This is a genomic window from Streptomyces sp. NPDC096040 (assembly GCF_040303265.1).
Lineage (GTDB): Bacteria > Actinomycetota > Actinomycetes > Streptomycetales > Streptomycetaceae > Streptomyces.
The window spans coordinates 148,892-166,319 of the sequence record NZ_JBEOTA010000017.1 but is presented as its reverse complement, the minus strand read 5'-3'; the positions used below and the strand labels follow the sequence as shown (position 1 = coordinate 166,319).

The 17,428-nt window shown below is 66.4% G+C and carries 26 protein-coding genes; 23 read left to right on the top strand and 3 right to left on the bottom strand.

The genetic code is table 11. The features are described 5' to 3' along the window. Positions 1-3: 3 nt before the first annotated feature. The 23 genes from rplP to truA all read left to right on the top strand — a co-directional run bounded on the left by rplP (position 4) and on the right by truA (position 13,001). A complete protein-coding gene (rplP, locus tag ABTY98_RS24435; protein WP_030788270.1) occupies positions 4-423 on the top strand; it encodes a 50S ribosomal protein L16 in 420 nt (139 codons plus the stop codon). Further along, positions 423-647 (top strand): 50S ribosomal protein L29, encoded by a 225-nt coding sequence (rpmC, locus tag ABTY98_RS24430; protein WP_010036720.1) that lies wholly within the window; start codon positions 423-425, stop codon positions 645-647. The genes rplP and rpmC overlap by 1 nt, the downstream gene beginning before the upstream one ends. Then, positions 647-934 carry a 30S ribosomal protein S17 gene (gene rpsQ, locus ABTY98_RS24425; RefSeq protein ID WP_003992363.1) on the top strand — a complete coding sequence of 96 codons (288 nt, stop codon included), beginning with the start codon at positions 647-649 and terminating at the stop codon, positions 932-934. The genes rpmC and rpsQ overlap by 1 nt, the downstream gene beginning before the upstream one ends. Before the next feature lie 101 nt (positions 935-1,035). Then, entirely contained in the window at positions 1,036-1,404 is a 369-nt protein-coding gene (gene rplN / locus ABTY98_RS24420) for a 50S ribosomal protein L14 (protein WP_003998823.1), read from the top strand. 2 nt (positions 1,405-1,406) lie between these two features. After that, positions 1,407-1,730, top strand: a complete 324-nt coding sequence (gene rplX, locus ABTY98_RS24415) for a 50S ribosomal protein L24 (RefSeq protein WP_030967306.1) — start codon at positions 1,407-1,409, stop codon at positions 1,728-1,730. After that, complete coding sequence (gene rplE / locus ABTY98_RS24410; protein ID WP_352223081.1) at positions 1,730-2,287, top strand: 50S ribosomal protein L5; 558 nt, start codon at positions 1,730-1,732, stop codon at positions 2,285-2,287. The genes rplX and rplE overlap by 1 nt, the downstream gene beginning before the upstream one ends. A 5-nt stretch (positions 2,288-2,292) precedes the next feature. Continuing rightward, on the top strand, positions 2,293-2,478 hold the full coding sequence (locus ABTY98_RS24405) for a type Z 30S ribosomal protein S14 (RefSeq protein ID WP_003948630.1): 186 nt from the start codon (positions 2,293-2,295) through the stop codon (positions 2,476-2,478). Between the two features lie 210 nt (positions 2,479-2,688). Then, complete coding sequence (gene rpsH / locus ABTY98_RS24400; protein ID WP_352223080.1) at positions 2,689-3,087, top strand: 30S ribosomal protein S8; 399 nt, start codon at positions 2,689-2,691, stop codon at positions 3,085-3,087. Between the two features lie 24 nt (positions 3,088-3,111). Then, entirely contained in the window at positions 3,112-3,651 is a 540-nt protein-coding gene (rplF, locus tag ABTY98_RS24395; RefSeq protein WP_352223079.1) for a 50S ribosomal protein L6, read from the top strand. Positions 3,652-3,654: 3 nt separating this feature from the next. After that, positions 3,655-4,038 (top strand): 50S ribosomal protein L18, encoded by a 384-nt coding sequence (rplR, locus tag ABTY98_RS24390; protein ID WP_089099426.1) that lies wholly within the window; start codon positions 3,655-3,657, stop codon positions 4,036-4,038. Positions 4,039-4,074: 36 nt separating this feature from the next. Then, positions 4,075-4,680 (top strand): 30S ribosomal protein S5, encoded by a 606-nt coding sequence (gene rpsE / locus ABTY98_RS24385; RefSeq protein WP_016645168.1) that lies wholly within the window; start codon positions 4,075-4,077, stop codon positions 4,678-4,680. Beyond that, a complete protein-coding gene (gene rpmD / locus ABTY98_RS24380; protein ID WP_006376032.1) occupies positions 4,680-4,862 on the top strand; it encodes a 50S ribosomal protein L30 in 183 nt (60 codons plus the stop codon). Before rpsE ends, rpmD begins: the two co-directional genes overlap by 1 nt. Before the next feature lie 2 nt (positions 4,863-4,864). Beyond that, complete coding sequence (rplO, locus tag ABTY98_RS24375) at positions 4,865-5,320, top strand: 50S ribosomal protein L15 (protein ID WP_007443991.1); 456 nt, start codon at positions 4,865-4,867, stop codon at positions 5,318-5,320. Positions 5,321-5,510: 190 nt separating this feature from the next. Then, on the top strand, positions 5,511-6,827 hold the full coding sequence (gene secY, locus ABTY98_RS24370) for a preprotein translocase subunit SecY (protein WP_352223078.1): 1,317 nt from the start codon (positions 5,511-5,513) through the stop codon (positions 6,825-6,827). Beyond that, positions 6,827-7,492 carry an adenylate kinase gene (locus ABTY98_RS24365; protein ID WP_352223077.1) on the top strand — a complete coding sequence of 222 codons (666 nt, stop codon included), beginning with the start codon at positions 6,827-6,829 and terminating at the stop codon, positions 7,490-7,492. Before secY ends, ABTY98_RS24365 begins: the two co-directional genes overlap by 1 nt. Before the next feature lie 104 nt (positions 7,493-7,596). Continuing rightward, positions 7,597-8,433 carry a type I methionyl aminopeptidase gene (gene map / locus ABTY98_RS24360; RefSeq protein ID WP_352223076.1) on the top strand — a complete coding sequence of 279 codons (837 nt, stop codon included), beginning with the start codon at positions 7,597-7,599 and terminating at the stop codon, positions 8,431-8,433. A 331-nt stretch (positions 8,434-8,764) separates the two neighbouring features. Continuing rightward, entirely contained in the window at positions 8,765-8,986 is a 222-nt protein-coding gene (gene infA / locus ABTY98_RS24355) for a translation initiation factor IF-1 (RefSeq protein WP_003948620.1), read from the top strand. A gap of 61 nt (positions 8,987-9,047) precedes the next feature. Continuing rightward, positions 9,048-9,161, top strand: coding sequence for a 50S ribosomal protein L36 (gene rpmJ / locus ABTY98_RS24350; RefSeq protein ID WP_003998809.1), 114 nt, complete (start codon positions 9,048-9,050; stop codon positions 9,159-9,161). 190 nt (positions 9,162-9,351) lie between these two features. After that, complete coding sequence (rpsM, locus tag ABTY98_RS24345) at positions 9,352-9,732, top strand: 30S ribosomal protein S13 (RefSeq protein WP_020941684.1); 381 nt, start codon at positions 9,352-9,354, stop codon at positions 9,730-9,732. A gap of 65 nt (positions 9,733-9,797) precedes the next feature. Continuing rightward, positions 9,798-10,202 (top strand): 30S ribosomal protein S11, encoded by a 405-nt coding sequence (gene rpsK / locus ABTY98_RS24340; RefSeq protein ID WP_003956432.1) that lies wholly within the window; start codon positions 9,798-9,800, stop codon positions 10,200-10,202. A gap of 124 nt (positions 10,203-10,326) precedes the next feature. After that, complete coding sequence (locus ABTY98_RS24335; RefSeq protein WP_019055532.1) at positions 10,327-11,349, top strand: DNA-directed RNA polymerase subunit alpha; 1,023 nt, start codon at positions 10,327-10,329, stop codon at positions 11,347-11,349. Between the two features lie 117 nt (positions 11,350-11,466). After that, positions 11,467-11,988 (top strand): 50S ribosomal protein L17, encoded by a 522-nt coding sequence (rplQ, locus tag ABTY98_RS24330; RefSeq protein ID WP_352223075.1) that lies wholly within the window; start codon positions 11,467-11,469, stop codon positions 11,986-11,988. 128 nt (positions 11,989-12,116) lie between these two features. Continuing rightward, positions 12,117-13,001: a tRNA pseudouridine(38-40) synthase TruA gene (gene truA, locus ABTY98_RS24325; protein WP_352223074.1), complete on the top strand. Its 885-nt coding sequence runs from the start codon at positions 12,117-12,119 to the stop codon at positions 12,999-13,001. On the opposite strand, the gene ABTY98_RS24320 is transcribed toward truA, so the two are convergent. The 3 genes from ABTY98_RS24320 to ABTY98_RS24310 are packed head-to-tail and all read right to left on the bottom strand — an operon-like array spanning position 12,964 to position 17,423. Then, positions 12,964-15,051 (bottom strand): acyltransferase family protein, encoded by a 2,088-nt coding sequence (locus ABTY98_RS24320; protein ID WP_352223073.1) that lies wholly within the window; start codon positions 15,049-15,051, stop codon positions 12,964-12,966. The genes truA and ABTY98_RS24320 overlap by 38 nt on opposite strands. A gap of 35 nt (positions 15,052-15,086) precedes the next feature. After that, positions 15,087-16,184 (bottom strand): mannose-1-phosphate guanylyltransferase, encoded by a 1,098-nt coding sequence (gene manB, locus ABTY98_RS24315; protein ID WP_352223072.1) that lies wholly within the window; start codon positions 16,182-16,184, stop codon positions 15,087-15,089. Between the two features lie 15 nt (positions 16,185-16,199). Continuing rightward, on the bottom strand, positions 16,200-17,423 hold the full coding sequence (locus ABTY98_RS24310) for a glycoside hydrolase family 113 (RefSeq protein WP_352223071.1): 1,224 nt from the start codon (positions 17,421-17,423) through the stop codon (positions 16,200-16,202). Between the last annotated feature and the right edge of the window lie 5 nt (positions 17,424-17,428).

The following is a 17,428-nucleotide window of genomic DNA, read 5'->3' as shown; positions in this document are numbered from 1 at the left end:
GACATGCTGATCCCCCGTAGGGTCAAGCACCGCAAGCAGCACCACCCGAAGCGGCGTGGTGAGGCCAAGGGCGGTACCACGGTCGCGTTCGGCGAGTACGGCATCCAGGCCCTCACGCCGGCGTATGTGACCAACCGCCAGATCGAGGCCGCTCGTATCGCGATGACCCGCCACATCAAGCGTGGCGGCAAGGTCTGGATCAACATCTACCCGGACCGCCCGCTGACGAAGAAGCCTGCCGAGACCCGCATGGGTTCCGGTAAGGGTTCTCCGGAGTGGTGGATCGCGAACGTGCACCCGGGCCGGGTCATGTTCGAGCTGTCCTACCCCAACGAGAAGATCGCCCGTGAGGCTCTGACTCGCGCAGCCCACAAGCTGCCGATGAAGTGCCGGATCGTCAAGCGCGAGGCAGGTGAAGCGTGATGTCGGCCGGTACCAAGGCGTCCGAGCTGCGCGAGCTGGGCAACGAGGAGCTGCTGAACAAGCTCCGCGAGGCCAAGGAAGAGCTGTTCAACCTCCGCTTCCAGGCGGCGACTGGTCAGCTCGAGAACCACGGTCGGCTCAAGGCCGTCCGTAAGGACATCGCGCGGATCTACACCCTGATGCGTGAGCGCGAGCTGGGCATCGAGACGGTGGAGAGCGCCTGATGAGTGAGAGCAACGTGACTGAGCAGACTGCAGAGGCCCGCGGCTTCCGCAAGACCCGTGAGGGTCTCGTCGTCAGCGACAAGATGGACAAGACCGTCGTCGTCGCCGTCGAGGACCGCGTCAAGCACGCGCTGTACGGCAAGGTCATCCGCCGTACGAACAAGCTCAAGGCGCACGACGAGCAGAACGCCGCGGGTGTCGGCGACCGTGTCCTCCTCATGGAGACCCGGCCGCTGTCCGCGACGAAGCGCTGGCGCGTCGTCGAGATCCTCGAGAAGGCCAAGTAATTCTCCTGCGGGGCACCCCTCGCAGGACAGTTCCGCCAGGCTCCGGGGGCCGTTCCCACTGAACGGCCCCCGGGGAACCGGCAGACACACAGGAGATAGACGTGATCCAGCAGGAGTCGCGACTGCGCGTCGCCGACAACACTGGTGCGAAGGAAATCCTTTGCATCCGTGTGCTCGGTGGCTCCGGTCGCCGCTACGCGGGCATCGGTGACGTCATCGTCGCCACCGTCAAGGATGCGATCCCCGGTGGCAACGTGAAGAAGGGTGACGTCGTCAAGGCGGTCATCGTTCGCACCGTCAAGGAGCGCCGCCGTCCGGACGGCTCGTACATCCGCTTCGACGAGAACGCCGCCGTCATTCTGAAGAACGACGGTGACCCTCGCGGCACCCGCATCTTCGGCCCGGTCGGGCGCGAGCTGCGCGAGAAGAAGTTCATGAAGATCATCTCGCTGGCTCCGGAGGTGCTGTAAGCATGAAGATCAAGAAGGGCGACCTGGTCCAGGTCATCACCGGTAAGGACAAGGGCAAGCAGGGCAAGGTCATCGCGGCCTACCCCCGCGAGGACCGTGTCCTGGTCGAGGGTGTCAACCGGGTCAAGAAGCACACCAAGGCCGGTCCGACCGCTCGCGGTTCGCAGGCCGGTGGCATCGTCACGACCGAGGCGCCGGTCCACGTCTCCAACGTCCAGCTGGTCGTTGAGAAGGACGGCAACAAGGTTGTCACGCGTGTCGGTTACCGCTTCGACGACGAAGGCAACAAGATCCGCGTTGCCAAGCGGACGGGTGAGGACATCTGATGGCTACCACCACGACTCCGCGTCTGAAGCAGAAGTACCGCGAGGAGATCGCGGGCAAGCTGCGTGACGAGTTCAAGTACGAGAACGTCATGCAGATCCCCGGTCTCGTCAAGATCGTGGTCAACATGGGTGTCGGCGACGCCGCCCGTGACTCCAAGCTCATGGACGGTGCCGTCCGTGACCTGACCACCATCACCGGTCAGAAGCCGGCCGTCACCAAGGCCCGCAAGTCCATCGCGCAGTTCAAGCTGCGTGAGGGCCAGCCGATCGGTGCCCACGTCACGCTCCGTGGCGACCGCATGTGGGAGTTCCTGGACCGCACCCTGTCGCTCGCGCTGCCGCGCATCCGCGACTTCCGTGGTCTGTCCCCCAAGCAGTTCGACGGCCGTGGCAACTACACCTTCGGTCTCACGGAGCAGGTCATGTTCCACGAGATCGACCAGGACAAGATCGACCGTACCCGGGGCATGGACATCACCGTGGTCACCACGGCGACCAACGACGCTGAGGGCCGCGCGCTCCTTCGTCACCTCGGCTTCCCGTTCAAGGAGGCGTGAGCGAGATGGCGAAGAAGGCTCTGATTGCCAAGGCTGCTCGCAAGCCCAAGTTCGGTGTGCGTGGCTACACCCGCTGCCAGCGCTGCGGCCGTCCGCACTCCGTGTACCGCAAGTTCGGCCTGTGCCGCGTGTGCCTTCGTGAGATGGCTCACCGTGGCGAGCTGCCGGGCGTGACCAAGAGCTCCTGGTAATCCCCGCTTTCAGGGATTCCGGAAGCTCTCGGTAAGCAATGGGCGTGTCAGGTGCCCACCCTTCCATGGCTTAGGCTTGGAGGGTTGGGCGCCTGACGCCCCGTACGACTTACTACGCCGTAGGTCCACCGCACCGCACCCGCCTCGTCTCGGATCGAGGAGAGGGATGGGCACCTGGAAACCCCGGCGAGAGAGGCCGAAGGCCAATTCATGACCATGACTGATCCGATCGCAGACATGCTTACGCGTCTGCGTAACGCGAACTCGGCATACCACGACACCGTGACGATGCCGGCATCGAAGATCAAGTCGCACATCGCGGAGATCCTCCAGCAGGAGGGCTTCATCACGGGCTGGAAGGTCGAGGACGCCGAGGTCGGCAAGAACCTCGTCCTGGACCTGAAGTTCGGGCCCAACCGTGAGCGCTCCATCGCGGGCATCAAGCGGATCTCCAAGCCCGGTCTCCGGGTCTACGCGAAGTCCACCTCCCTGCCCAAGGTGCTGGGCGGCCTCGGCGTGGCGATCATCTCCACGTCGCACGGGCTCCTCACCGACAAGCAGGCCGGCAAGAAGGGCGTAGGCGGAGAAGTCCTCGCCTACGTCTGGTAGCAGAAGGGAACGGAGGAAACAGCTATGTCGCGCATTGGCAAGCTCCCCATCACGGTTCCCGCCGGCGTGGACGTCACCATCGACGGCCAGACGGTCTCGGTCAAGGGCCCCAAGGGCTCGCTGACCCACACCGTCGTCGCGCCGATCGAGATCGCCAAGGGTGAGGACGGCGTTCTGAACGTCACCCGCCCCAACGACGAGCGTCAGAGCAAGGCCCTGCACGGCCTGTCCCGCACGCTGGTGGCGAACATGATCACCGGCGTGACCCAGGGTTACGTGAAGAAGCTCGAGATCAGCGGCGTCGGTTACCGCGTGACCGCCAAGGGTGCGAACCTCGAGTTCGCGCTCGGTTACAGCCACCCGATCCTTGTCGAGGCCCCCGAGGGCATCAGCTTCAAGGTCGAGAACCCCACCCGGTTCTCGGTCGAGGGCATCGACAAGCAGAAGGTCGGCGAGGTCGCGGCCAACATCCGCAAGCTGCGCAAGCCCGACCCGTACAAGGCCAAGGGCGTCAAGTACGAGGGCGAAGTCATCCGCCGCAAGGTCGGAAAGGCGGGTAAGTAAGCCATGGCATACGGACAGAAGATCCTCAAGGGCGACGCCTACAAGCGCGCCGCGATCAAGCGCCGTCACATCCGGATCCGTAAGAACATTTCCGGTACGGCGGAGCGTCCCCGTCTGGTCGTTACCCGCTCCAACCGCCACATCGTGGCCCAGGTGATCGACGACATCAAGGGTCACACCCTGGCGTCGGCGTCCACTCTGGACACCTCGGTCCGCGGTGGCGAGGGTGACAAGTCCGCGCAGGCCAAGCAGGTCGGCGCCCTGGTCGCCGAGCGTGCCAAGGCCGCCGGTGTCGAGGCCGTGGTGTTCGACCGTGGTGGCAACCAGTACGCCGGGCGCATCGCTGCCCTGGCGGACGCCGCCCGCGAAGCCGGGCTCAAGTTCTGAGCCGCTTGTAGCTAGCGGAAAGAGAGAGGTAATCCAATGGCTGGACCCCAGCGCCGCGGTGGCGGTGCCGGTGGCGGCGAGCGGCGGGACCGGAAGGGCCGTGACGGCGGCGCTGCTGCCGCCGAGAAGACCGCGTACGTTGAGCGCGTTGTCGCGATCAACCGCGTCGCCAAGGTTGTGAAGGGTGGTCGTCGCTTCAGCTTCACCGCGCTGGTCGTGGTGGGCGACGGTGACGGCACCGTGGGTGTCGGTTACGGCAAGGCCAAGGAGGTGCCGGCCGCCATCGCCAAGGGTGTTGAGGAGGCCAAGAAGCACTTCTTCAAGGTCCCCCGTATCCAGGGCACCATCCCGCACCCCATCCAGGGTGAGAAGGCTGCCGGCGTCGTCCTGCTCAAGCCCGCGTCCCCCGGTACCGGTGTTATCGCCGGTGGCCCGGTGCGTGCGGTGCTCGAGTGCGCCGGCGTTCACGACATCCTGTCGAAGTCCCTGGGCTCCGACAACGCGATCAACATCGTGCACGCGACCGTGGCGGCCCTCAAGGGCCTGCAGCGTCCCGAGGAGATCGCGGCCCGCCGCGGTCTGCCCCTCGAGGACGTCGCCCCCGCGGCTCTCCTTCGTGCACGTGCCGGGGCGGGTGCGTAATGGCTCGCCTCAAGGTCACGCAGACGAAGTCGTACATCGGCAGCAAGCAGAACCACCGTGACACTCTGCGGTCTCTTGGTCTCAAGGGGATCAACACCGTGGTCGTCAAGGAGGACCGCCCCGAGTTCCGCGGAATGGTGCACACCGTCCGCCACCTCGTGACGGTCGAGGAGGTCGACTGATCATGGCGGAGAACAACCCGCTCAAGATCCACAACCTCCGTCCCGCCCCGGGCGCCAAGACCGCCAAGACCCGTGTGGGTCGTGGTGAGGCGTCGAAGGGTAAGACGGCTGGTCGTGGTACCAAGGGTACGAAGGCCCGTTACCAGGTTCCGGAGCGCTTCGAGGGTGGCCAGATGCCCCTCCACATGCGTCTTCCGAAGCTGAAGGGCTTCAAGAACCCGTTCAAGACCGAGTTCCAGGTCGTGAACCTCGACAAGCTGGCCGCGCTGTACCCGGAGGGTGGCGAGGTCACCGTCGAGGGGCTCGTCGCCAAGGGTGCCGTTCGCAAGAACAGCCTCGTCAAGGTCCTCGGCCAGGGTGAGGTCTCCGTGGCGCTGCAGGTGACGGTCGACGCCGTCTCCGGCTCCGCCAAGGAGAAGATCACCGCTGCCGGCGGCACCGTCACCGAGCTCGTCTGAGCATCTCGGACGTCATCGATGACGTAAGCGATCCCGACCGGGGATACCCTCACAGGGGGGTATCCCCGGTTGGTCGTTCCTAGGGGGGCGTGGTCGCCGGTATGGTGGCCTGCGCTGTTCTTTTTTCCTATTCGTCGAACCTCAAGACCGTCGCCCTTGACGCAGTTGCGCGGGGGTCGCAGGAGGCACCGTGCTCACCGCGTTCGCCCGGGCGTTCAGGACGCCCGACCTGCGCAAGAAACTGCTCTTCACGCTGGGCATCATCGTGGTCTACCGGGTCGGTACGCACATCCCGATCCCGGGTGTGGACTACACGTCTGTGCAGCAGTGCGTAAAGGAGGCCTCTGGTAACCAGGGGCTCTTCGGCATGATCAACATGTTCAGCGGCGGCGCGCTGCTGCAGATCACGATCTTCGCGCTCGGCATCATGCCGTACATCACGGCCAGCATCATCCTTCAGCTGCTGACCGTGGTCATCCCGCGTCTGGAAGCCCTGAAGAAGGAGGGCCAGGCCGGTACGACGAAGATCACACAGTACACGCGGTACCTGACAGTGGCACTCGCCATCCTGCAGGGCACCGGCCTGGTCGCCACCGCCCGCAGCGGCGCGCTCTTCAACGGCTGCTCGGTCGCGTCCAGCATCGTCCCTGACCAGTCGATCTTCTCGACGATCACGATGGTCATCTGCATGACCGCCGGTACGGCCGTCGTCATGTGGCTCGGTGAGCTGATCACCGACCGCGGCATCGGCAACGGCATGTCGATCCTGATGTTCATCTCGATCGCCGCGACCTTCCCGTCCGCGCTGTGGGCCATCAAGAAGCAGGGCACCCTGGCCGACGGCTGGATCGAGTTCGGCGCGGTCATCGCGATCGGCCTGGTCATGGTCGGGCTCGTCGTCTTCGTCGAACAGGCCCAGCGACGCGTCCCGGTGCAGTACGCGAAGCGCATGATCGGCCGTCGGTCCTACGGCGGTACGTCCACCTACATCCCGCTCAAGGTGAACCAGGCGGGTGTGATTCCCGTCATCTTCGCCTCGTCGCTGCTCTACATCCCGGCACTCGTGGCGCAGTTCGCAGGAGGCAGCTCGGGCTGGAAGAGCTGGATCGAGCAGAACCTGACCAAGCAGGGCGACAGCCCCACCTACATCACCCTGTACTTCTTGCTCATCGTTTTCTTCGCGTTCTTCTACGTCGCCATCTCCTTCAACCCCGAAGAAGTAGCCGACAACATGAAGAAGTATGGTGGCTTCATCCCGGGCATCCGGGCTGGCCGACCGACCGCTGAGTACCTCTCGTACGTGCTCAACCGGATCACCTGGCCGGGTTCGCTGTATCTGGGGCTGATCGCTCTCGTACCGACAGTGGCGTTGGTCGGCTTCGGGGCGAGCCAGAACTTCCCGTTCGGTGGCACCAGCATCCTGATCATCGTGGGTGTCGGTCTCGAGACGGTGAAGCAGATCGAGAGCCAGCTTCAGCAGCGCAATTACGAAGGGTTCCTCCGCTGATGCGAATCGTCCTCGTCGGGCCGCCGGGTGCCGGTAAGGGAACGCAAGCCGTTCGCCTCGCCGAGAAGCTGAAGATCCCGCACATCTCCACGGGCGACCTGTTCCGGGCCAACATCAGCCAGCAGACGGATCTCGGGAAGCTCGCGAAGTCCTACATGGACGCCGGCAACCTCGTCCCGGACGAGGTCACCATCGCCATGGCCAAGGACCGTATGGAGCAGCCGGACGCCACCGGCGGTTTCCTGCTGGACGGGTTCCCGCGCAACGTCTCGCAGGCCGAGGCGCTCGACGAGCTGCTGAAGAACGAGGGCATCAAGCTCGACGCCGTACTCGACCTCGAGGTCCCGGAGGACGAGGTCGTCAAGCGGATCGCGGGCCGCCGCATCTGCCGCAAGGACAACGGCCACGTCTTCCACGTGACGTACAGTCCGCCGAAGGTCGAGGGTGTCTGCGACATCTGCGGTGGCGAGCTCTACCAGCGCGACGACGACTCCGAGGACACCGTCCGTACGCGGCTGGAGGTCTACCACACACAGACCGAGCCCATCATCGACTACTACAAGTCGCAGGGCCTGGTCCGTACGATCTCCTCGCTGGGCCCGGTGGAAGAGATCACCCGGCGGGCGCTGGACGCGCTGGGGTGGGACGAGGACGACAAGAAGTAGTTCCACGGCGGTTCTGGCCGCGGTGCCCCCCCGGGTGCCGCGGCCGTACTGTTGTACAGGTATCCGGTTGACGTTGACGTGAGTGACGGAGAGCGCAGGCCCCCATGGTGCAGATCAAGACCCCCGAGCAGATCGCCAAGATGCGGGCGGCGGGCCTGGTCGTAGCCGCCATCCACGCGGCGACCCGTGAGGTGGCGGTCCCCGGTGCCAGCACCAAGGACCTGGACGAGGTGGCCCGCAAGGTCCTCGCCGAGCACGGCGCCAAGTCGAACTTCCTCGGGTACGGCGGCTTCCCGGCCACCATCTGCACGTCCGTCAACGACGTGGTCGTCCACGGCATCCCCTCGGACGACGTCGTCCTCAAGGACGGCGACATCATCTCCATCGACTGCGGTGCGATCGTCGACGGCTGGCACGGTGACGCGGCCTACACGGCCTTCGTGGGTTCCGGTCACGCGCCGGAGCTGATCGAGCTCTCCCGGGTGACCGAGGAGTCGATGTGGGCCGGTATCGCGGCGATGAAGCAGGGCAACCGGCTGGTCGACGTCTCCAAGGCCATCGAGACGTACATCCGCCGGCAGCCGAAGCCGGGCGGCGGCAAGTACGGGATCATCGAGGACTACGGCGGCCACGGCATCGGCACCGAGATGCACATGGACCCGCACCTGCTGAACTACGTCGACCGGCGGCGGGGGAAGGGCCCGAAGCTGGTCCCCGGCTTCTGCCTGGCCATCGAGCCGATGGTGTCGCTGGGGACGCCGCGGACCGAGGTGCTGGAGGACGACTGGACGGTCATCACGACCGACGGGACCTGGTCCTCGCACTGGGAGCACTCCGTCGCCCTCACGGAGGAGGGCCCGCTGGTGCTGACGGCTCCCGACGGGGGCCGGGCGAAGCTGGCGGAGCACGGGGTCACGGCGGCGCCCGACCCGCTTGCCTGAAGACGACGTAGTACAACAACGGCAACCACTTCACCCACTACCGGTTCGCGATCAATGCGAACTGGAAGGACGGCACGCACGACGGCGGCACGGCCTGCGAGACCGTCGAGAAGTAAGTCAGTAGTAGGCGCGGTAGGGGGGAACTACCGCTCGCCCCGCCCGTCGTGCATAACGTGCCGACGGGCGGGGCACTGTCATGTGTAGCTGCGGAGTCCGAGCGAGTTCGTCTTTTTCTGGGTGCTGACGTAGACTGACTCGTCGGCTCTCGTGCACCCGCATGTCCGCATGCCCCTCGTGAGTCGATCAAGGTAGTCGATTCGAAGGGCGAAGCGTGGCCAAGAAGCAAGGTGCCATCGAGATCGAGGGCACTGTCGTCGAGTCTCTTCCGAACGCGATGTTCAAGGTCGAGCTCCAGAACGGCCACCAGGTCCTGGCACACATCAGCGGCAAGATGCGTATGCACTACATCCGCATCCTCCCTGACGACCGGGTCGTGGTGGAGTTGTCTCCGTACGACCTGACGCGTGGCCGGATCGTCTACCGATACAAGTAGATCTTGCCCAGGTCCCGTGCGAGCGGGGCTGCCGGCAACTGACCCGGAGAACCTCAATCCCATGAAGGTCAAGCCGAGCGTCAAGAAGATCTGCGACAAGTGCAGGGTGATCCGCCGTCACGGTCGGGTCATGGTCATCTGCGAGAACCCGCGCCACAAGCAGCGCCAGGGCTGACGCACGACCGATCCCTCTGCATCCATCGCAGAGTTTCGCGCGACGCAAGCTGAAATGTTCATACGCAGGGCCCGAGTCGAACACGGCTCGACACCCCCGGTTCGGAGGCCGGGGACCCAGTTCGTACCTGGTACGGCGGCTGGGATCCGGTCCTGCGGAAGACCTCCGAAGATCACCAGGAGCCATTGAAGTGGCACGCGTTTCCGGTGTTGACATCCCGCGCGAAAAGCGTGTGGAAGTCGCCCTCACCTACGTGTTCGGCATCGGCCGCACGCTCTCCCAGCTGACGCTGGCCGAGACCGGCATCGACCCGAACACCCGCGTCCGTGACCTGACTGAAGAGCAGCTGGTCGCGATTCGTGAGTACGTCGACAACAACATCAAGACCGAGGGTGACCTCCGTCGCGAGATCCAGGCCGACATTCGCCGCAAGGTCGAGATCGGCTGCTACCAGGGTCTGCGTCACCGCCGCGGCCTGCCCGTCCGCGGTCAGCGCACCAGCACCAACGCCCGCACCCGCAAGGGCCCGCGTCGCGCCATCGCCGGCAAGAAGAAGCCGGGCAAGAAGTAGTCCGCAGCGGACCTCTGTCCACGGTCTTCGCTGTAGGACCGACCACCTCCCGTAGGAGTTAGTAGATGCCCCCCAAGGGTCGTCAGGGCGCTGCCAAGAAGGTGCGCCGCAAGGAAAAGAAGAACGTCGCTCACGGCCACGCGCACATCAAGAGCACGTTCAACAACACGATCGTCTCCATCACGGACCCGTCCGGCAACGTGATCTCCTGGGCCTCCGCCGGCCACGTCGGCTTCAAGGGCTCCCGGAAGTCCACGCCGTTCGCCGCGCAGATGGCCGCCGAGTCGGCTGCCCGCCGCGCCCAGGAGCACGGCATGCGCAAGGTCGACGTGTTCGTGAAGGGCCCGGGTTCCGGTCGTGAGACCGCGATCCGTTCCCTGCAGGCCACGGGCCTCGAGGTCGGCTCCATCCAGGACGTCACCCCGACCCCGCACAACGGCTGCCGTCCGCCGAAGCGCCGCCGCGTCTGACGCGACGCCTTCGGGCCTGAGGTTTCCGGGCGGTACGGCTCCGTAAAAGGGCCGTATCGCCCGTACCCTTGCAGTACCAGCAGGGCGTCAAATAGCGGGCGCCCGCAACTGAAGGATCCACACCATGCTGATCGCTCAGCGTCCCTCGTTGACCGAAGAGGTCGTCGACGAGTTCCGCTCCCGGTTCGTGATCGAGCCGCTGGAGCCGGGCTTCGGATACACCCTCGGCAACTCCCTGCGCCGCACCCTCCTGTCGTCGATCCCCGGCGCTGCTGTCACCAGCATCCGCATCGACGGTGTCCTGCACGAGTTCACCACCGTGCCGGGCGTCAAGGAGGACGTCACCGACCTGATCCTCAACATCAAGCAGCTGGTCGTCTCCTCGGAGCACGACGAGCCGGTCGTGATGTACCTGCGCAAGCAGGGCCCGGGTCTGGTCACCGCCGCCGACATCGCGCCCCCGGCCGGTGTCGAGGTGCACAACCCCGACCTGGTCCTCGCCACCCTCAACGGCAAGGGCAAGCTGGAGATGGAGCTGACGGTCGAGCGTGGCCGCGGTTATGTCTCCGCCGTGCAGAACAAGCAGGTGGGTCAGGAGATCGGCCGTATCCCGGTCGACTCCATCTACTCGCCGGTGCTCAAGGTCACGTACAAGGTCGAGGCGACCCGTGTCGAGCAGCGCACCGACTTCGACAAGCTGATCGTCGACGTCGAGACGAAGCAGGCCATGCGTCCGCGTGACGCCATGGCGTCGGCCGGTAAGACCCTGGTCGAGCTGTTCGGTCTCGCCCGCGAGCTGAACATCGACGCCGAGGGCATCGACATGGGCCCGTCCCCGACGGACGCGGCTCTGGCGGCCGACCTCGCGCTCCCGATCGAGGAGCTCGAACTGACCGTCCGCTCCTACAACTGCCTCAAGCGTGAGGGCATCCACTCCGTGGGTGAGCTCGTCGCCCGCTCCGAGGCCGACCTCCTGGACATCCGCAACTTCGGTGCGAAGTCCATCGACGAGGTCAAGGCGAAGCTGGCCGGCATGGGCCTGGCCCTCAAGGACAGCCCGCCCGGATTCGACCCCACGGCCGCCGCCGACGCCTTCGGTGCCGACGACGACGTGGACGCGGGCTTCGTGGAGACCGAGCAGTACTGATCTCCACCATCTCCGGGGTTCGCTTCGGCGGCCCCCGGATCTCCGACAGGCGACCGCCTGCTCGGATACTGACCCCGGTACCTGATACGGCCGGGGCAGACACACAGGAGAAGAACCATGCCGAAGCCCACCAAGGGTGCCCGTCTGGGCGGCAGCGCCGCGCACGAGAAGCTGCTCCTCGCGAACCTCGCGAAGGCGCTGTTCGAGCACGGCCGTATCACCACCACCGAGGCGAAGGCCCGCCGTCTGCGGCCGTACGCCGAGCGTCTGGTCACCAAGGCGAAGAAGGGTGACCTTCACAACCGCCGCCAGGTGCTCCAGGTCATCACGGACAAGAGCATCGTGCACACGCTCTTCACCGAGATCGGCCCGCGGTACGAGAACCGTCCGGGTGGTTACACCCGTATCACCAAGATCGGTAACCGCCGCGGCGACAACGCGCCCATGGCTGTCATCGAGCTGGTCGAGGCGCTGACGGTCGCGCAGCAGGCGACGGGTGAGGCCGAGGCCGCCACCAAGCGTGCCGCCAAGGACGCCGAGGCTCCTGCTGAGGCCAAGGCCGAGGAGACCAAGGTCGAGGAGACCGAGGTCGCCGAGGACGCCAAGGCCGACGAGGCCGAGGAGTCGAAGGAGGCGTAAGGCCGTCCTTTGGCTGCCGGCCCGTTGTGGCTGGTCATGCAGTTCCCCGCGCCCCTGAAGGGGCGTGTCGGTGGGCCCGTCCCTTTCGAGGGGCGGGCCCACTTTTTGGTGCCTGAGAGGATTCTTCCGTGAGTGACGAAGTTCAGCCCGGCCATGTCCGGGTCCGTCTCGACCTGTCCTACGACGGGACCCACTTCCACGGGTGGGCCAAGCAGGCCGGGGGAAAGCGGACCGTGCAGGGGGAGATCGAGGACGCGCTGCGGATCGTCACCCGGTCGCAGGACAGGGCGTACGACCTGACCGTGGCCGGGCGGACGGATGCCGGGGTGCATGCGCGGGGGCAGGTGGCGCATGTCGATCTGCCGGTCGGGGTGTGGGAGGAGCAGCGCGAGAAGCTGCTGAAGCGGCTGGCCGGGCGGCTGCCGAAGGATGTGCGGGTGTGGGCGCTGGACGAGGCGCCGGCCGGGTTCAACGCGCGGTTCGCGGCGCTGTGGCGGCGGTACGTCTACCGGGTCGGCGACCGGCCGGGAGGCGTGGACCCGCTGCTGCGCAACCACGTCCTGTGGCACGACTGGGAGTTGGACGTCGAGACGATGGACGCCGCTGCCAAGTCCCTTGTGGGAGAGCATGACTTCGCGGCGTACGCGAAGAAGCGCGAGGGGGCGACGACCATTCGCGAGATCCTCGGCTTCGGGGTGAGCCGGCGGGATGACGGGGTCGTCGAGATCGAGGTGCGGGCCGATGCCTTCTGCCACAACCAGGTGCGGTCGATGGTCGGCGCGCTGCTCTTCGTGGGGGACGGGCACCGGGGCGTGGAGTGGCCGCGGAAGGTGCTGGACGCGGGGGTGCGGGACAGCGCCGTGCACGTCGTACGACCGCACGGGCTGACGCTGGAGGAGGTCGCGTACCCGGCGGACGACCGGCTTGCCCAGCGGCAGCGGGAGGCCCGCCGGGTACGGGGCGAGGTGCACGGGGTCAGCCGGCCAGGACCTTCTTCACCGTCGGCTGGATGAAGGGCACCAGGGTCTTCGCGTAGCCGGCCGTGATGTGGCTGGAGTCGAAGTAGACGATCTGGCCGGAGATCACCGTCGGGCAGACGCCGTCCGCGCAGAACGCGGGCAGGGTGTCGATGATCACGGCGCCGTGGCGCGTGGCCACCTTCTCCTCCATGGTTCGGAAGTCGGGGAACTCGATGGCCGAGTCCTGGCCCGGATTGCAGGCGGAGATGTCGTCGGTGTGGGTGGCGAGACAGTCCGGGACGTTCTTGCCGGGCTGCGGGGTGTCCGTCATGTAGATGAGGTCGGCACCGGAGTCCTCCAGGGCCTGGAAGGTCTTCTCGGCGCCGGTTTCGGTCGCTTCCTGACGGACCCGGCTGGTGACGACGACGATATTCGGCTTGAGCTCCTTGAGCTGCTCGAACGCCGATTCACGCCAGCTGTCGCATTCGGAGTACTCGCGGTTCAGCTCGGGGTTCTTGATGGCGTAGACCTCGGGGGAGCAGCCCCCCTTCGCCATGGTCACGACCTTGGCGTCGAGCTTCTTCCCGATCTCGTTGAAGGCGTCGCCCCACTGCCAGGCGTGGGAGTCGCCGATGACGACGATCGACTTCTTCCCTGCCGGGTCTCCGATGACGCAGTTGTCGCGCATGACGAACTTCTCGACGTCGGTGTCGTCGATGCAGCCGTAGTGAGTCCTGTCGTCCGGAGAATTCGGCAGAGCGGCTTGAGCGGCAGCGGTGAGCTTCTTCTGGAGCACGGAGCTCTTCACCGAGGCCGCGCCGCTGTACCCGACCGTGCTGGAGTCGACGGCCACGGCCGAGCCCGAGATGTTCAGCGGGAGGACGGTCATGGCGATGGCCGCGGCCCCGGCCGTTCCCGCGACCGCGGTGCCACCGGCGAAGATCCCCTTCCAGGGGCGGGCCACCAGCTGTGCGTTGTTCCGGAAGCGGAATTCGATCATGTGGTACATGGCGTAGGCCAGGATCAGCGACAGCGAGGCGACGCGGAAACGGTCCGAGTAGGAGAGCTCGCGTCCGGTGATGTCCGGCCAGAGGATGAGGAGCGGCCAGTGCCAGAGGTACCAGCCGTAACTTACCGTCGCGACTGAGTTGAGCACCGGGTTGTGCAGAAGCCACTCCGCGCCGAAGCGGGGAGCTGCGCACCCGCCGGCGATGATCATGGCGGCGCCCAGCACGGGCCCGGCCACCGCGTACCCCGGCAGGGGGGTTTCCGCGCTGATGAGGAGCGCGGTGCCGATCGCGGTGGCGAGTCCCAGCCAGGAGATCACCGCAGCGAGCCCGCGATTCATGCGGGACAGCAGCGGAGCACTCAGAGCGAGCAGGATGCCTGAGGTGAGTTCCCAGATGCGGGTCTGGGTGCCGAAGTAGGCGAGCGGCTGGTTCGACTTGGTCTGTGTGACGGACAGATACAGCGAGCCGGCCACCACCGCGGTGAGGAACAGGCCCACTAGGACGCGGTTGCGGAAGATCGCGCGGCTGAGCCAGACGGTGACGAACAACGTGATCGGGGCCGCCAGATAGAACTGTTCCTCGATGCCCAGCGACCAGAAGTGCTGGTACGGGGACTGGGTCCCGTCGTTGGCGAAGTAGTCGGTGCCCGTCTCGACCAGCCGCCAGTTCATGACGCTCAGCGAGGAGGCGAGACCGTCCTCCATGGTCTGGCGGAACCTGAGCGGGCTGGCGTAGATCCATGCCAGGGCCGCGGTGGCGAGGATGACGACGGACATGCCCGGGGCGAGGCGCCGGAAGCGGCGGGCCCAGAACTTGCTCAGCGACACCTTGCCCGACTTGTCGATCTCGGCGAGGATCTGGCCGCCGATGAGGAAGCCGCTGAGGACGAAGCTGACGTCCACGCCGCCGTGGATGTCGATGATGCCGCAGTGCATGGCGACGACCATCATGATGGCGACGGCACGCAGGCCCTGGATGTCCGGCCGGTACTTCCGCAGCCGGTCTTCCTTCGGGGCTCTGCGGCGGTGCTGGTCCGACCGGTGCTCGGGCGGCTCCGTCGGGTCGCCTACCGGGGTGGCTTGATGGGTGGTCACGTCTCTCCAGTAACTGTCCGGTCGGGCCGGCGAATTCAGTGGGCCGTCGGGCAGGCGGCAGCCGTGCCGCTGACGCGCACCCCCTGGGCGGGAATGCGGATGCCGCAGGACAGCCGCAACTGGGCAGGCAGCTCGTTCTCCGCGCCGACGTGGGAGTGGCAGCCCACCACGACCTCGCGAAGAATCGATTCGCTGCCGATGGAGGCGTCGTGGTCCACCACGGACTCATGGATCCGGGCGCCCTCGGACACGGTGACGCGCTCGCCGACGATGGAGCGGTCTACGACCACGTGCGGGGCGATGACGGCGTACGGGCCGATGGTCGAGCCGCCCGTGACACGGGCGGTCGGGTCCACGGTGGCCGTGGGGTGGATCAGGGCCTCGGCGGGCGGGCCGACCAGCGGCGAGGTCACCCTGCCGGTGACCAGGTCGGCGGAGCCGTGCACGAAGGCCAGCGGGGTGCCGAGGTCACGCCAGTAGTCGGCGGTGGTGTGGCCGAAGACGCGGCCGCCGCGGGCGACGAGCCGTGGGAAGGTCTCCTGTTCGACCGAGACCTCCCGGTCGGCCGGGATGGCGTCGAGGACCGATCGGCGGAAGACGTAGCAGCCGGCGTTGATCTGGTCGGTGACGCACTCCTCGGCCGTCTTGGGCTTCTCCAGGAAGGAGAGCACCCGGCCGCTCTCGTCGGTGGGGACGAGCCCGAAGGCGCGCGGGTCGGCGACCCGGGTGAGGTGCAGGGTCACGTCCGCGTCCCGGGCCTCGTGGTGCTCCAGGATGGCGCGCAGGTCGATGCCGGAGAGGATGTCGCCGTTGAGGATCAGGACCGGGGCGTCCTGCGAGCCGCGCAGCAGGCGGCCTGCGTTGCGGATGGCGCCGCCCGTACCGAGCGGGACCTCCTCGACGGCGTAGGAGATCTCCAGGTCCTGGGAGAAGCAACGGAACTCGTCCTCGAAGAGGTTCGCGAGATACGAGGTGGCGAACACCAGGTGCTCGACGCCGGCCTCCATCAGCTTGGCCACCTGGTGGCGGATGAAGGAGGAGCCCGCGACGCCGAGAAGGGGCTTGGGGGTGTGGTTCGTCAGGGGGCGCAGGCGGGTTCCCTTGCCGCCCACCAGAATGATGGCTTCTTGCATGATTGCCTCGCTCGGTCAGCTAGCGGTGTCAGTCCCGGGGCCCGCGTAGTCGGAGGTGAAACAGGACTTGATCGCCTTCTCGGAGAGGGGGCGACCGGCGAAGTCGAGCCGGGAGGCAACCTTGTCGTCGGGCTTGTCGTTGGGGTCGTCGTCGAAGTAGATCGACCACCAGTAGACGCCGCTCATCTTCCGTTCCTGGACCACCCGGCAGACGGCGGTGTACCAGTTGGCCTGCACCTGGAGGTTGACGGCGCGCTTGGTGTAGAAGTTGCCGGGGGAGTGGTAGGCGCCGTTCATGGCGCCGATGCCGGCCTCGGCGATGGTGATCTTCGGCAGGGAGCCGGTGGCCTTCTTGTCCAGCCACTTGTCCCAGCCGTCGACGAGGGTCTTCACCGAGGCGTCGTCGCCGACCTTGACGGGGAAGTACGCGTCGATGCCGAGGTGACTGACGGGCATGGAGATCGGGCCGCTGACGTAGTTGTCCCAGTTCGCGTCGTACGCGACCTCGCCGCTGAACACCTTCTCGGCGTCGTCCACGAGCGCGTTCCAACGGTCGTCGCCCTCCATGGAGTTCAGCTCGGTGCCGATGACGAAGGTTGCCGCCTGCTCGCCGTCCGCGGCTTTCAGGTAGGGCGTCAGGAACTTCTGGTACGAGGCGAACCAGGCGTCACGGCTGGAGGGGGCGATGTTCCCGCGCCAGTTGCCGTCCGCGATGTCGAGCGAGGTCTCGTCCATGAGCGGCCGTACGGTCGTGCGCAGTCCGGCCTCGTGGAAGATCGCCAGCACCCGGGCGAGCCGCTCGGGGGTGGGGGTCTTGGCACCGCCGCTGATCTTCGTCGAGGACTTGTTCCCGGTGAAGAACGGGAAGGAGACGCTGACGGAGTTGGCATGCAGGCCGACCAGGTAGTTCGCGTGCAGCCGGGCCTGCTTCTCCACGTATTCGAGGGAGTGCTTGGGGTTGTCCTCCCAGTAGAGCTGGACGCCCCACTGCGGCATGCCCTCCTTCCACTCCGTGTCGACCTTGGCGACCTCGGTGTTCTCCGAAGACGCCGTGGCGCCGGCGCTGGACTTGGAGCCGACCGGGTGGGTGGGCTCGCTGCCGTCGAGCACCAGGTGGGGCACGAGGGATCCGGACGACCACTGCAGCGGGTGATCGCCGATCACGAAGGGAGCCGCGACCACGAGGGAGATGACAGTGACGGGGAGCACGGCGAGCATGGGCAGGCGTGCGCGCTTCATGGGTG